This window comes from Roseinatronobacter ekhonensis (assembly GCF_900499075.1).
Lineage (GTDB): Bacteria > Pseudomonadota > Alphaproteobacteria > Rhodobacterales > Rhodobacteraceae > Roseinatronobacter > Roseinatronobacter ekhonensis.
This window is the reverse complement of the sequence record NZ_UIHC01000016.1, coordinates 59,752-73,264: the sequence shown is the minus strand read 5'-3', so window position 1 is coordinate 73,264 and position 13,513 is coordinate 59,752. Positions and strand designations below refer to the sequence as shown.

Annotated in this window: 13 protein-coding genes; 7 read left to right on the top strand and 6 right to left on the bottom strand. The window is 61.5% G+C overall.

The window, feature by feature from the left end; genetic code table 11:
• The first annotated feature begins 219 nt into the window (after window positions 1-219).
• The 4 genes from ROE7235_RS09680 to ROE7235_RS09665 all read left to right on the top strand — a co-directional run bounded on the left by ROE7235_RS09680 (window position 220) and on the right by ROE7235_RS09665 (window position 3,840).
• Window positions 220-1,248 (top strand): Ldh family oxidoreductase, encoded by a 1,029-nt coding sequence (locus ROE7235_RS09680; RefSeq protein WP_245963922.1) that lies wholly within the window; start codon window positions 220-222, stop codon window positions 1,246-1,248.
• A 29-nt stretch (window positions 1,249-1,277) separates the two neighbouring features.
• Window positions 1,278-1,574: a UxaA family hydrolase gene (locus ROE7235_RS09675; RefSeq protein ID WP_121095066.1), complete on the top strand. Its 297-nt coding sequence runs from the start codon at window positions 1,278-1,280 to the stop codon at window positions 1,572-1,574.
• A gap of 12 nt (window positions 1,575-1,586) precedes the next feature.
• Window positions 1,587-2,768: a UxaA family hydrolase gene (locus ROE7235_RS09670; protein WP_121095064.1), complete on the top strand. Its 1,182-nt coding sequence runs from the start codon at window positions 1,587-1,589 to the stop codon at window positions 2,766-2,768.
• A gap of 61 nt (window positions 2,769-2,829) precedes the next feature.
• Window positions 2,830-3,840, top strand: a complete 1,011-nt coding sequence (locus ROE7235_RS09665; RefSeq protein WP_121095062.1) for a YeiH family protein — start codon at window positions 2,830-2,832, stop codon at window positions 3,838-3,840.
• Between the two features lie 37 nt (window positions 3,841-3,877).
• On the opposite strand, the gene uvrC is transcribed toward ROE7235_RS09665, so the two are convergent.
• The 5 genes from uvrC to ROE7235_RS09640 form a co-directional block, all read right to left on the bottom strand.
• Window positions 3,878-5,752: an excinuclease ABC subunit UvrC gene (gene uvrC, locus ROE7235_RS09660; protein WP_121095060.1), complete on the bottom strand. Its 1,875-nt coding sequence runs from the start codon at window positions 5,750-5,752 to the stop codon at window positions 3,878-3,880.
• Between the two features lie 315 nt (window positions 5,753-6,067).
• The gene (locus ROE7235_RS09655; protein WP_121095058.1) at window positions 6,068-6,844 is read right to left on the bottom strand and encodes an SDR family oxidoreductase; all 777 of its coding nucleotides are present in this window, start codon (window positions 6,842-6,844) and stop codon (window positions 6,068-6,070) included.
• Between the two features lie 3 nt (window positions 6,845-6,847).
• Window positions 6,848-7,789: a calcium/sodium antiporter gene (locus ROE7235_RS09650; RefSeq protein WP_121095056.1), complete on the bottom strand. Its 942-nt coding sequence runs from the start codon at window positions 7,787-7,789 to the stop codon at window positions 6,848-6,850.
• 3 nt (window positions 7,790-7,792) lie between these two features.
• Window positions 7,793-7,984, bottom strand: coding sequence for a hypothetical protein (locus tag ROE7235_RS09645; RefSeq protein ID WP_121095054.1), 192 nt, complete (start codon window positions 7,982-7,984; stop codon window positions 7,793-7,795).
• A 3-nt stretch (window positions 7,985-7,987) separates the two neighbouring features.
• Window positions 7,988-8,785, bottom strand: coding sequence for a S49 family peptidase (locus ROE7235_RS09640; RefSeq protein WP_121095052.1), 798 nt, complete (start codon window positions 8,783-8,785; stop codon window positions 7,988-7,990).
• A gap of 110 nt (window positions 8,786-8,895) precedes the next feature.
• On the opposite strand from ROE7235_RS09640, the gene ROE7235_RS09635 reads away from it, so the two are divergent.
• Together ROE7235_RS09635 and ROE7235_RS09630 are read left to right on the top strand one after the other, a co-directional pair.
• Window positions 8,896-9,795, top strand: a complete 900-nt coding sequence (locus ROE7235_RS09635; RefSeq protein WP_121095080.1) for a LysR family transcriptional regulator — start codon at window positions 8,896-8,898, stop codon at window positions 9,793-9,795.
• Complete coding sequence (locus tag ROE7235_RS09630) at window positions 9,792-10,724, top strand: NAD(P)H-binding protein (RefSeq protein WP_121095050.1); 933 nt, start codon at window positions 9,792-9,794, stop codon at window positions 10,722-10,724. Before ROE7235_RS09635 ends, ROE7235_RS09630 begins: the two co-directional genes overlap by 4 nt.
• Window positions 10,725-10,748: 24 nt before the next feature.
• On the opposite strand, the gene ROE7235_RS09625 is transcribed toward ROE7235_RS09630, so the two are convergent.
• Window positions 10,749-12,155 (bottom strand): helix-turn-helix domain-containing protein, encoded by a 1,407-nt coding sequence (locus tag ROE7235_RS09625; RefSeq protein WP_121095048.1) that lies wholly within the window; start codon window positions 12,153-12,155, stop codon window positions 10,749-10,751.
• Window positions 12,156-12,294: 139 nt separating this feature from the next.
• On the opposite strand from ROE7235_RS09625, the gene ROE7235_RS09620 reads away from it, so the two are divergent.
• The gene (locus tag ROE7235_RS09620; protein WP_121095046.1) at window positions 12,295-13,512 is read left to right on the top strand and encodes a pyridoxal-phosphate-dependent aminotransferase family protein; all 1,218 of its coding nucleotides are present in this window, start codon (window positions 12,295-12,297) and stop codon (window positions 13,510-13,512) included.
• The last annotated feature ends 1 nt before the right edge of the window (window position 13,513 follow it).

The window sequence follows — 13,513 nt, the reverse complement described above, 5'->3', positions numbered from 1 at the left end:
CGCAAGCCTCAAGCTCGAGGCGGGCTGGTGAGGAAAGAAAGTCAGGGCGGATCATAAGCAATAGCTGAATCGTTCCAAACCCAGCAGTCAAGTCAACAAATTCGGCTTCTGCAGGACTCGGAGTATATTTACCCGTAAAATGCGGAAAACCCAATGAGAAAGCGGTAAGGGCATTGACCTTACTTTATCATATAAACTATATAGAAGTGAAGCCAAAGAATGATGGCAAAAGAATCGGAATACAGCCCCATGTCCAAGACTACGATCAGCATTGCACAGGCGGAGCGTCTTGTGGTCGATCTGTTCGGATTGGCGGGCATGCCTGCGGAAATGGCGCAGCCCGCCGCGCGCGCGCTGGTGATGGCAGAGCAAGAGGGGTTGCCCTCGCACGGGTTGGCGCGTGCGCCGTTTTACGCAGCCCAGATGCGGGCGGGAAAGGTGGTGGCCGACGCCGCCCCGACCGTCAGCCGTGACGGTGCCGTTGTGCGGGTGGATGCGGGTCTAGGCCTGGCGTTCGCAGCGATAGACGCCGGTGCAAAAGCCGCGCGCGACGTTGTGCGTGATCTGGGCGTGGCCGTGGTCAGCGTGACCCGCTCGCATCATTTCGGGGTGGCCGGACAGGCGGTGGAACCTTTTGCCCGCGAAGGGCTGATCGCGCTGGCCTTTGCCAATGCGCCCGCAGCCATGGCCCCTTGGGGCGGCAACCGCCCGCTATACGGCACGAACCCGATTGCCTTTGCCGCGCCGCGCGTAAAGAGCGATCCGCTGCTGATCGACCTGTCGCTGTCCCATGTCGCGCGCGGCAAGGTCATGCTGGCGCAAAAGTCTGGCGGCACCATTCCCGAAGGCTGGGCGCTGGACGTGGATGGCAACCCGACCACCGATGCCGATGCCGCCATGGCGGGCACGATGGTGCCGTCGGGCGGGGCCAAGGGGGCCGCTTTGGCGCTGATGGTGGAACTGTTGACCGCTGGGCTGGCAGGCGCGAATTTCGCCTATCAGGCCAGTTCGCTCTTTGATGACAAAGGCCCGGCCCCGAACCTTGCGCATTTCATACTGGTTCTGGACCCCGCGCGCTTTGCCCCCGGTTTCACCGACCGGGCCGAGGCGATGTTCGCCGCGATCGAAGCTCAGGACGGTGCGCGCTTGCCCGGCGCGCGGCGCATGGCCGACCGCGCGGGCCGGGCTGAGCAGATAGAGATCACGCAACAGCTTTACGATACGCTCACGGGCCTTGCCCGTGGCTGACAACCTCTGAACACGAAGGGAGAGAGGACATGACCGCCAACACCTACCCCCAGCTTCTTGTCCATGACAAGGTCGACAATGTCGGCGTTGTCGTGGTCGAGGGGCTGACCGCAGGCACCGACATGCTGTGCGTCTGCACCGAGGATAACTCTGATTTCCGCCTGACCGCAAAATCCGATATTCCCATCGGTCACAAGGTCGCGCTAAAGGATATGACCGAGGGCGATACCGTTATCAAATATGGCGAAGACATTGGCCGTATGGTGGGAGCTGCCGAAACCGGCGGCCATGTCCACACCCACAATATGAAAACCAAACGCTGGTAAGGGGGAGAGATCATGGCATTCGATTTTTCACAAGATACGGTCAAGGCGTGGCGCCGCGAAAACGGGCGCGTCGGTGTGCGCAACCACGTTCTGATCCTGCCCGTAGACGATATTTCCAACGCGGCCTGCGAGGCTGTGGCGAATAACGTCAAGGGCACCATGGCCATTCCGCACGCCTACGGGCGCTTGCAGTTCGGCGAGGATCTGGACCTGCATTTCCGCACCATCATCGGCACCGGGGCAAACCCCAACGTGGCCGCTGTTGTGGTCATCGGGATTGAGCCGGAATGGACCAAGATCATCGTTGACGGCATTGCCGCCACCGGCAAGCCGGTCGAGGGCTTCTGGATAGAACAGAACGGTGACTTTGAGACCATCCGGCGCGCAAGCTGGAAGGCCAAGGAATACGTGCAATGGGCGACCGAGTTGCAAAAAGAGGATTGCCCCGTCACGGACCTGTGGGTCTCGACCAAATGCGGCGAGTCCGACACCACGACCGGCCTGTCGTCCTGCCCGACGGTCGGCAACATGTATGACAAGCTGATCCCGCATGGCCTGTATGGCGTGTTCGGCGAAACCTCTGAAATCACCGGCGCGGAACATATCTGCGAAAAGCGCGCGGCGAACCCCGAAGCGGCAGCGAAGTTCCGCAAGACGTGGCAAGCCTATACCGATGACGTGATCGAACAGTTCAAGACATCCGATCTGTCCGACAGCCAGCCGACCAAGGGCAACATTCTGGGCGGTCTGTCCACGATCGAGGAAAAGGCGCTGGGCAACCTTGAGAAGATCGGCCGCAGCTCGACCTATATCGACGTGCTGGAACCGGCAGAAGCGCCGGCCAAGGGCAATGGCCTGTATTTCATGGACACGTCCTCGGCCGCGGCGGAATGCGTGACGCTCATGGCGGCGGCGGGCTATGTCATCCACACCTTCCCAACGGGGCAAGGCAACGTGGTCGGCAACCCCATCGTGCCGGTCATCAAGATTTCGGGCAACCCGCGCACCCTGCGCACCATGTCCGAGCATATCGACGTGGATGTGACTGGCGTTCTACGGCGCGACATGACCATCGACCAAGCCGGCGACAGCCTGATCGAGATGATCAAGCGCACCGCCAATGGTCGTCTGACCTGCGCCGAAGCGCTGGGGCATCGCGAATTCTCGATGACAAAGCTGTATCGGTCCGCCTGATCGCGGCGAAAACACTCAAGGGCGCGCCGTTACGCGCGCCCTTTTTCATGCGGAATACACCATGCCCAAGCTGACCGACCTGCACACCCGCGCGAAACCGCTTTTGCCGGGGCTGATGCTGAGTGCGACCATCGCCGCCGCTGCCAGCTTCCTTGGCGCGCATTACGGCGCGCCAGTCATGCTGTTTGCGCTGCTTCTGGGCATGGCGTTCAACTTCATGCACACCGAAGGGCCATGCGGTGCAGGTGTCGATTTCGCGGCGAAATTCGTCTTGCGGCTGGGCGTCGGCCTGCTGGGCATCCGCATCGCGGTCGAGGATCTGGCCCAGATCGGCCTGTCCGGCGCGGCGCTGCTGGTGGGCCTGATCGCGGCGACCATCGCCACCGGGTTCATCGCCGCCCCCTTGTTCAACCGGCAATGGCGCTTTGCGCTATTGACCGGCGGGTCCGTGGCGATCTGCGGGGCCTCTGCGGCGCTCGCCATAGCCGCCGTCATCCCGCATAATGACAAAACCGAACGCAATACGCTGTTTACGGTCATGGCTGTGACCGCGCTTTCGACCATCGCGATGGTGGTCTACCCGCTGCTATTCGGTCTGCTTGGCTTTTCCGAAGTAGAACAGGGCTTTCTGATCGGTGCCACCATTCATGATGTCGCGCAGGTCGTCGGCGCGGGGTTTACCGTGTCTGACACGGCGGGCGAAACCGCCACCATCACCAAGCTGTTCCGCGTGGCCATGTTACCCGTCGTGCTGGTCGTGATCGGGCTGGTATTGCGCGCCAGCGGGGCGGGGCAGGGCAGCGGGCGCGTGGCGCTGCTTCCGTGGTTCATGGTGCTGTTTCTGGCGCTGGTCGTTTTGGGCAGCATAGTCGAGCTCCCCGTTTTGCTGGTCGAACAGGTCAACACCCTGTCGCGTATCTGCCTTGTGACGGCGATTGCGGCTTTGGGCGTCAAGACATCGCTGAAAGCACTGGCAGCCGTTGGGCCTGGGCATATGGCGATTGTGGTGATGGAAACACTCGTCCTGTTGACGCTCGCTTTATCGGCGTTGTTGCTATTCCATCCGCTATAGGGGGCAATCAACCTTTGCTATCCTATCGCACAGGACCTTAGCGTTCATTCAAGTGATCGTGGATTACCTGCGCCAAGGCAGCTGAAATCCCCGGCACCGCGCGCAAATCCCCAAGCCCTGCGCGTGTGACCGCCTTGGCCGACCCGAAATGCGCCAGAAGCGCCTTTTTGCGGCCTGCGCCAACGCCGGGTATTTCGTCTAGGGGCGAGGCCGTGAACGCCTTTGAGCGTTTCGCGCGGTGGGTGCCGATCGCGAAGCGATGCGCCTCATCCCGCAGGCGCTGGACGAAATACAACACAGGGTCATTATGGCGCAACGCGAAGGGGCGGGTGCCGGGCCGGTGGAATTCCTCTTTGCCCGCATCGCGGTCGATGCCCTTGGCCACGCCCACCATGGGAATATCGGCCACGCCCATTTCTTCCATGATCCCTGCCACGGCAGAAACTTGCCCCGCGCCGCCGTCGATCAGCAAAAGGTCAGGCCATGCGTCGGACTGGCGGTCGGGGTCTTCTTTTTGCAGGCGGGTGAAACGGCGGGTCAGCACCTCTTTCATCATGCCGAAATCATCGCCGGGGGTGACGGTGTCGTCCTTGATGTCGAATTTGCGATACTGGCTTTTGATGAACCCTTCTGGCCCCGCCACGATCAGCGCGCCAACCGCGTGGCTGCCTTGGATGTGGCTGTTGTCATAGACCTCTACCCGTTGCGGCGCGCTCTCCAGCCCAAACGCATCGGCCAGCCCTTGCAACAGTTTGGCCTGTGCCGTGCTATGTGCCATGCGCCGCGCAAGGCTTTCGCGGGCGTTGCGCAGCGCGCTCTCCACAAGTTCCGCTTTCTCGCCCCTTTGGGGGGCCAATATATCCACCTTGCGGCCTGCACGCTGGGCCAGAAGGTCGGCCATCAGGTCGGGTTCCTCCAACCCATGCGACAGCAATATCTGACGGGGCGGTTCCTTGCCATCGTAGAACTGAGCCATAAAAGCTTCGAGGATTTCGGGTTCCGCCGCGCCCGCGCCGGTGGCCGGGTAGAAATCGCGGTTGCCCCAATTCTGGTTGGCGCGGATGAAAAACACCTGCACGCAGGCCTGCCCCTTTTCCAGATGAAGCGCGATAATGTCGGCCTCTGGCACGCCTTGGGGGTTAATGCCCTGCTGCTGCTGCACATTGGTCAACGCGCGGATGCGGTCGCGCAGGGCTGCCGCGCGCTCGAATTCCATGGCGTTGGACGCAGCCTGCATTTCAACCGCCAGATCCTTTTGCAGATGCGTGTCCTTGCCCGACAGGAAGCGTTCGGCATCCAGCATCAGCGCGCCGTACGCCTCTTCCGAAATGTAGCCAACGCACGGCGCTGAACACCGCTTGATCTGGTATTGCAGGCAGGGCCGGGTGCGGCTGTTGAACACGGAATCGGTGCAGTTGCGCAACAGAAACACACGCTGCAACTGGTTCAGCGTGCGGTTCACCGCGCCAGCACTTGCGAAGGGGCCGAAATACTTGCCCTTGGTGGACCGCCGCCCACGGTGCTTGCGCAATTGTGGATAGGCATGGTCGCGGGGCAGCAGGATATAGGGAAAGCTTTTGTCGTCGCGCAGCAGCACGTTGTAGCGGGGCTTGAGCTGCTTGATGAGGTTCTGCTCCAGCAGCAGCGCCTCGGTTTCGGTGCGCGTAGTCAGGAACATCATCGACCGGGTTTCATCTATCATCCGGGCGATGCGGGCGGTGTGTCCAGAGGCGCGCGCATAGTTCGACACCCGCGCCCGCAGGTTGCGCGCCTTGCCGACATAAAGCACTTCTGACCGCTCGTTCAGCATGCGGTAAACACCGGGTGAATTGTCCAGAACCTTCAGGTAGGACTGGATGCAATCATGGCCGGAAAGCGGGGTTTCGGAACTGCCGTCGGGGGTGTTCTGCATCTGTCTTTTGCTGCCTGTAAGATTGGCCCGATTCTATGCCGGGCTGCACTGAAATCAAACCCTCTACAACCTGAATCCTGTCCACGGAATCTGTGGATAACTTAGTGGATAGAAGTTGGAGGGGGGCAAATTTTCTTTGTTATAGAGGCGCTTTGCTAGTCTGCCTAAAAAATAGGCGATAAATTAAGTCTTTGTTTTTGAACAGAAATTATTTCTTATGTTACAAGCCGTTGATATACAGGCAATTTTGATTGCAAGTTTGTGACGGTTTCGTGAGCGGTGCACAACTTGCGCGTTAATTGTCAGCCGGTGGTGTCAATCGTTCAGGACATCCGCGGTTTTCCAGACCAGATGTTGGCCACCGTCAACGCATAAAAGCTGGCCTGTCACAGCGCGCGCGTCGACGAAATAGCCAAGGGCGGCGGTTATATCATCAAGGTTCGCGCCGCGTCCCAGAATCGTGGCGCGGCGGCTTGCGTCGTATATCTCGCGGGTCTGGTCATGGGCCTGAAGCGTCGGCCCCGGTCCGATGGCGTTCACGCGCACGCGCCCTCCCAATTCTTGCGCAGCCATTTGGGTAAAGGCCCAAAGGCCCATCTTGGCGATAGAATAGGTCATATGCTGCGGCGTCAGGTTGCGCACTTTCTGGTCGATCATGTTCACAACCAGCCCTTGGGCAACAGGTTCACCTTGGGCGTCCGGCTCTGGCGCTGTCACCTGTGCGGCGAAGGCTTGTGTCAGGACGAACGGCGCGCGCAGGTTGCTCATCATATGACGGTCCCAACCATTGCGGGTCGCGGTGGCGATGCTGTCCTGCTCGAAGATGGACGCATTGTTGACCAACACCGAAAACGGTCCGCCCAAAGCATCGGCAGCTTGCGGGATCAGGGGTGCCAGCGCGTCCTCGTCCAGCAAATCGGCCTGCACGCAAACCGCGCGGCGACCCATGGCGCGGATTTCATCCGCAAGTGCCTCTGCATCGGCCTGTGAACTGGCGTAATGGATTGCCAGATCGTAGCCGCGCCCTGCCAGATACAAACACATCGCGCGCCCCAATCGGCGCGCGCCACCTGTGACAAGGGCGTTGGGCATTAATCAGGCTCCGCTCTGGACAAGAACCCACATGTAGCCCGCATAGCCCAGAAGCAAGACCAGCCCCCAGACCCGCGTGATGGGCGCCGCGCGCCAGATGAACGGGGCCAGCACCAGCGAAGAGCCCAACATGACCCACAGGTCCAGACGGAACATTTCGGGCGGGAATGTCATAGTGCCGAACAGCCCCGCCGTGCCGATGATGAACAGCAGGTTGAACAGGTTAGAGCCCACGATATTCCCGAGCGCCACGCCACCCTCGCGGCGGATCGCGGCCATCACGGTGGCGGCGAGTTCCGGTAGCGATGTCCCGATAGCCACAAGTGTCAGCCCGATCAAGGCGTCGGACACGCCCAGATCCTGCGCAATGGCGGTCGCGCCGGTGACAAGAAAATTCGCGCCAAGCGGCAGACCTATACAGCCGAGCACCAGAAACAGCACGATCTTGGGCCAGCCGATTGCGGGGTCTGCGCCCTCCAGCTCCTCTGGTTCGACGCGCGCTTTCAGCCCGCGGCGGATGCTGTCGATCATGAAAAGCGTAAATGCTGCCAGCAGCACCAGCGCCTGCCATGTCCCGATCTGGCCGGTAAAGGCCACCGCAATGAACAAAAGCGACGCGCCGATCATGATGATATAGTCGCGCGAAATGTCGCGCCCCACTGCCATAGCAGAAATTAGCGCGGGCGCGCCCAGCACCAGCAGGATATTGGCGACATTCGACCCGACGACATTGCCCAGCGCCAGGCCGCCCGCATCACCGATTGCCGCGCGCACCGACACCAGCAATTCGGGCGCGGATGTGCCGAACGCCACCACCGTCATGCCGACCAGCATGGCCGGTATGCCCAGCCTCAGCGCCAAGTTGACGGCCCCGCGCACCAGCAGGTCGCCTGCCAGCAGCAGCGCGACAAGACCGCCCAGCACCATCCCAAGATCAAGCAGCATGTGTCATTTGTCCTTGCAGGCGCAATCGTCCTGCCCAAGCAGGAAACGACCACAGGTTTTGCATTTGCGGGGCTTGGGCAGGCGGGTGCTGCGGATCCGGTCCAGTGGCGTGCGATGCTTGGGGTTCAGCCATTTCTGGACCGCGCCCATCACGATCATGAACAACAGAAACCCGACCACGACCTTCAGCAGCATGTGCTACAGCCCGAAGCGCGCATAGAGCGCGCGTTCTTCCGATAGCGTCAGAGCATCTTGCATCAGCGATAGCCCGAAGCGTGATAAAAACGGGCGGCGCGGGCCATAGACACGGAATTTCACCTTGTCCCCGTAGCGCTCCTTGAGGGTTGGCACCAGATGGCCCAACCCGTCGGCCAACCCCAGATCGACGGCCTGCGCGCCCAACCAGAATTCGCCGGTGAACAGATCCTGCTCGGCCAGCTTGTCGCCGCGCCGCGCTTTTACCTGTGTGATAAAGTTCTGGTGGATCTGGTCCAGCAACCCTTGCAGACGTGTGACATCCTCGGGCTTTTCGGGGCGGAACGGGTCCAGTTGCGATTTCGATGTGCCAGAGGTGTAGACCCGACGCTCCACCCCGTAGCGACCGATCAATTCGTGCAGGCCAAACCCCGCCGAAATGACCCCGATGGACCCAAGGATGGAATTGGCATCGGCGAAAATCTCGTCCGCCGCCGTGGCCAGCCAGTAGCCGCCAGAGGCCGCGACATCCTCGACAAAGGCCAAGACCGGCACTTCATGCTGTGCCGCCAGCCGTCGGATGCGCGCCGCGATCAGCGCGCTTTGCACCGGGCTGCCGCCGGGCGAATTGATGACCAACGCAACCGCCTTGGGTTTGCCGCGCTTGAACGCCGTTTCAATGATCGGGGCAAGCGCCGCATCATTCAGCCGGCCCTGTCCGGGGCCGCTGGCGATCATGCCTTGCAGGCGAATAACGGCCACACTTGGCCCACGATTGGCGAAGGGGATAAGGTGTTTCATATCCTCGCAAATAGGCGGGCGGCGCGCGGGCAACAAGAGGGCGGGCCAGATAAACCGCTTGCGTGGTCAAATCGGCTCTGTCCATATGCGTTGGCAGGAGAATGCCGCACATGCTGGACCGTTTGGAAATGTTCATGGCCCTGGCGGCCGAGCGTCACTTCGGGCGCGCAGCAGAGAAATGCGGCATTTCGCAACCCTCGCTGTCGGCAGGCATAAAACAGCTAGAGGGTGAATTGGGCGTACAACTCGTATGGCGCGGCAGCCGGTTCGAGGGGCTTACGCCAGAGGGCGCGCGCGTGCTGGATTGGGCGCGCCGTATCGTGGGCGACGCGCGCAGCCTACGTCAGGAAATGCGTTCCGCCCGTCACGGACTGTCCGGCAACTTGCGGCTGGGCGTGGTGCCGACCGCATTGCCCATGGTCGCGGACCTGACAGGGCCGTTCATCGCACGCCATCCCGGTGTGCAGATCAAGATCCTGTCACGCAGTTCCATAGAGATATTGCAACAGATCGATGACTTGCGGCTGGATGCGGGCATCAGCTATCTGGATAACGAACCTCTGGGCCGTGTCGTGACCGAACCGCTCTACACCGAACGCTACCTGCTTTTGACCGCCAAAAGCCGCCCCTGCGCGCAGCAATCGGCTTTGGGATGGGCCGATCTGGCCGGGTTGCCGCTGTGTCTTTTGACCGATGACATGCAAAACCGCCGCATCATCAATCATGAACTGACTCAGGCAGGCGTGCCGATCACGCCGCGCATCGAATCCAACTCTATCATTGCGCTGGTGGCGCATGTCCTGACCGGCGAGTGGGTCAGCATCGTGAATGCCGACACCGCGGCGCTGCTCGCCGCGCGCCCGGAACTATCTGCGATTCCGCTGCAAGGCGGGCAGGGCGCGAAAGAGGTCGGGCTGATCGCCCCGTACCGTGAACCGCACACGCCGGTTCTGGCCGCACTTCTGGCACAGGCGCGGCGCTTGTCGAAAGCGCGCGAGGGGGCGGCATGAAAGTGCTACTAGCGGGTGCGACCGGAACCATCGGACGTGCGGTTCTGGACCGGCTCTTGGCCGACGGGCATTCTGTAACCTGCCTGTCACGGTCACGCCGCGCCTTGCCCGATGGGGTGGGCAGGCTGGAGGCTGACCTGACCAAGCCAAACGCGCTCTTGCCCGATGCGCTTGAGGGGGTAGAGACTGTTATGTCGTGCATGGCGTCGCGCAGCGGTGCGCCTGCAGATGCTTGGGCGGTGGACCATGATGCCCATCTGGCGCTGCTGCGCGCGGCGCAAAGCGCGGGCGTGCGACACTTTGTGCTGCTCTCGGCCATATGCGTCCAGAAGCCGCTTCTGGAATTCCAGCGCGCGAAACTGGCGTTCGAGCAGGAACTGACCCAATCCGGCCTGCGCCATTCCATCATTCGCCCGACCGCGTTTTTCAAATCGCTTTCGGGACAGGTGGCGCGGGTGCAGGCGGGCAAACCGTTCCTGCTGTTCGGCGACGGGCGGTTGACCGCGTGCAAGCCGATATCCGACCGCGATCTGGCCGCATACATCGTCGGGTGTCTGGATGACCCCGCGCGCGTCGGCGTTCTGCCGATTGGCGGGCCGGGACCGGCGATCACGCCGCGCGCGCAGGCCGACATGCTGTTTGAGATGACGGGCAAAGCGCCCAAGTTCCGCAGCCTGCCCGTCGGTGTGATGGATGCGATTATCGCCGGACTGTCTTTGGGCGGGCGAATGGTGCCCGGTTTGCGTGCCAAAGCCGATTTCGCGCGCATCGGTAGGTATTACGCGACCGAATCGATGCTGGTCTGGGACGGCAGCCGATACGACGCAGACGCCACGCCCGAATTCGGCACCGATACGCTACGCGACCATTACGCGGCGCTGTTGCGCGGCGATGCCGTGACCGATCTGGGCGATCACGCGGTCTTTTGAGAAAGCGGCGGCATCTCGTCCCAGTCAGCTTGCATAGCGCGTGGCCCCGCGCCGTCTTGCATCGACCGGCTTCGACAACACCACCGCGTTATGCGCCCGCTGGTCACAGCCCACGCGCGGGCAAGTGCGGCAGTTGATCCCGATGGGTACGGGCCGCGTCTTGCTGGCACGCAGGCTTTCAGCATAGCCGATCTGGGCCGCATGCTCGACATCGCAGCCCATGGCCACGGCCAAACGAACGTCGGTTGCATGGCGCGACAGGCTGGGACGGTCCACAGAGCAGGAAAAGACGAAGAACTGGCTGCGATCCGGCATTTCCACAAATTGCGGTACAATCTGGCCCGGCGTGCGAAACGACGTGTGTACATCCAGACGCGGACAGGCCCCGCCATATTCGGCCAAGTGAAAATCGGTCGCGTTGAAGCGCTTAGTTACATTCCCCGCCTTGTCCATGCGCACGAAGAAGAACGGCACCCCTTGTGCGCCTGCGCGCTGCAATGTGGTGGCGCGGTGGCATGCCTGCTCGAAGCTGACACCAAAGCGGGTGGACAGATGGGTGAAATCGTATTTCGAGGCCAGCGCCTCTGACAGAAACGCACCGTAGGGCATGAGCACCGCTGCGGCGAAGTAGTTTGTCAGTTCGACCCGACAGCGCGCCAGACCATGCGGGTCTGTGATGCGCGATTGCGACAGCAGCTTGTCGAGCAGTTCGGCATGTTCGATCAGCCCGGCCACATGCACAAGCTGGAACACCCGGTTGGGATGGTCCAGCGCTTCTGACAGCCGCACCTCGCGAGCGGCTTCGTCATATTCGCGCAGCGTGTCGGGCATGTCTGCGGTCGTGACCAGCCGCACATGCAGCCCCAGACGGTCGCGCAGCAGCCCTTTCAGGGCGCTGTAGGTGTCATCTGCCGGAATGACCTTGCCGCCCCAGAACTCTGCCGCAACCGATTCGAGCACGGCGAAATGGTTGTGATTGCGCCGGAAGAAGTTATGCACCGCCGCTTCGGGCGAACTGGGCAGCACGTCGCCTTCATCCGTTCCACTGGTGGCGAGCGACATGAGTTGATCTGTCGCAGCCTGATAGGCGCGGTGCAATGTCAGGAAGGACGCCACAAGGTCGGGGCTGTGAATTTGTGCCGCGCGCAGTTGCGGCAAATCGGGGCGATCAGAGTCGAAAAGATTGTCATGAAGGGCTGCGCGCAGGTCGGCCAGCGTGGCGGTGTCGTCATCTTCCGCGATGTCGCGCCATTCCACGCCATAGGTTTCGAATATCTTGAGCAATACCGGAACAGAAACCGATCTTTCGTTTTTTTCCAATAGGTTGACATAGGATGTCGAAATCCCGAGCGCGCGCGCCATTTGGCTTTGGGTCTGCCCGTGTTCCTGCCGCAGGCGTCGCAGGCGGGGGCCGATAAAGGTTTTCAGCATACGATTGTGTCCTGTAAATTTCACAGATTTACATAAATCATATCATGTAAATCTTCGCATTTACAGCAGGACGCGGAAAGAATTCACGAAAGCTTATTTGTGCCGCATAGTCAGTCATCGCGTTTGGGAGGACGCCGCCATGACCATCGGACAAACACATCTATTCACCCCCGGCCCGACGCCGATTCCAGAAGCGGTGCGCCGCGCCATGAATGTGGCGGCAGAGGATCATCGCGCCCCCGGTTTCGGGGCGCTGGCCACCGAGATCACCGCAGGCCTGCGTGAGATTCTGCGCATGGACGGGGGCAATGTGTTCCTGTTCCCCGGCTCCGGCTCTGCGGCATGGGAGGCCGCGATCACAAACACGCTCAACCCCGGGGACCGCGTGCTGATGGCGCGTCACGGCCATTTCTCTGTGCTTTGGGCGCAGATGGCCGAACGCCTTGGGCTGGATGTCGAGTTGATCGACGTCGCTTGGGGCGCAGGCTGCCCAGTGAAGGAAATCGAGCGCCGTTTGGGCGCAGACAAGGACGACAGCATCAAGGCTGTCTTTGTCACGCATAATGAAACGGCTACGGGTGTCACTTCTGACGTGGCCGCCGTGCGCCGTGCGCTGGACATGAGTTTCCATGACGCGCTCTTGTTCGTCGATGGCGTGTCGTCCATCGGCTCTATCGAGTTTCGGATGGCCGACTGGGGTGTCGATCTGGCTGTCACCGGCAGCCAGAAAGGTCTGATGTGTCCGGCGGGTCTGGGTATTCTTGGCGTCAGCGACAAAGCGATGGCGGCTGCGAAAACCGCCACCATGCGCCGCGCCTATTTCGAATTTGCCGATATGGTGAACCTGCAAACCGAGGGGTTTTTCCCATACACGCCGCCGATTCCGCTGTTGCACGGGATGCGCGCGGCCATAAACCTGTTGCAGACCGAAGGGATGGACAACGTCATTGCCCGCCATGCCCGCATGGCAACCGGCGTGCGCGCCGCTGTGCAGGCTTGGGGGCTGGAGATGGTCGCCGAGCACCCGACGTTATATTCCAACACCGTGACCGCCATTCGCACACCGATCCACATAGATGCGCGCGAAGTGATCGCCATCGCGCATGATGAGCTTGGCGCATCCTTCGGCGGTGGCTTGGGCCGCTTGGCGGGGCGGGTGTTCCGCGTCGGCCATTTGGGCTGGGTGAATGAGGGCTCGCTTACCGGTGCGGTGTCCATGGCCGAAATGGCCTTGTGGCGCGCGGGTGTCGATATCGAGTTGGGCGCAGGCATTGCTGCCGCGCAACGCTATTGGTCGGACGGCAAGCGCCGCGACCGCCCCCGCGTGGTGGAAAGCACCCCGATCGCGGCTGAATAAA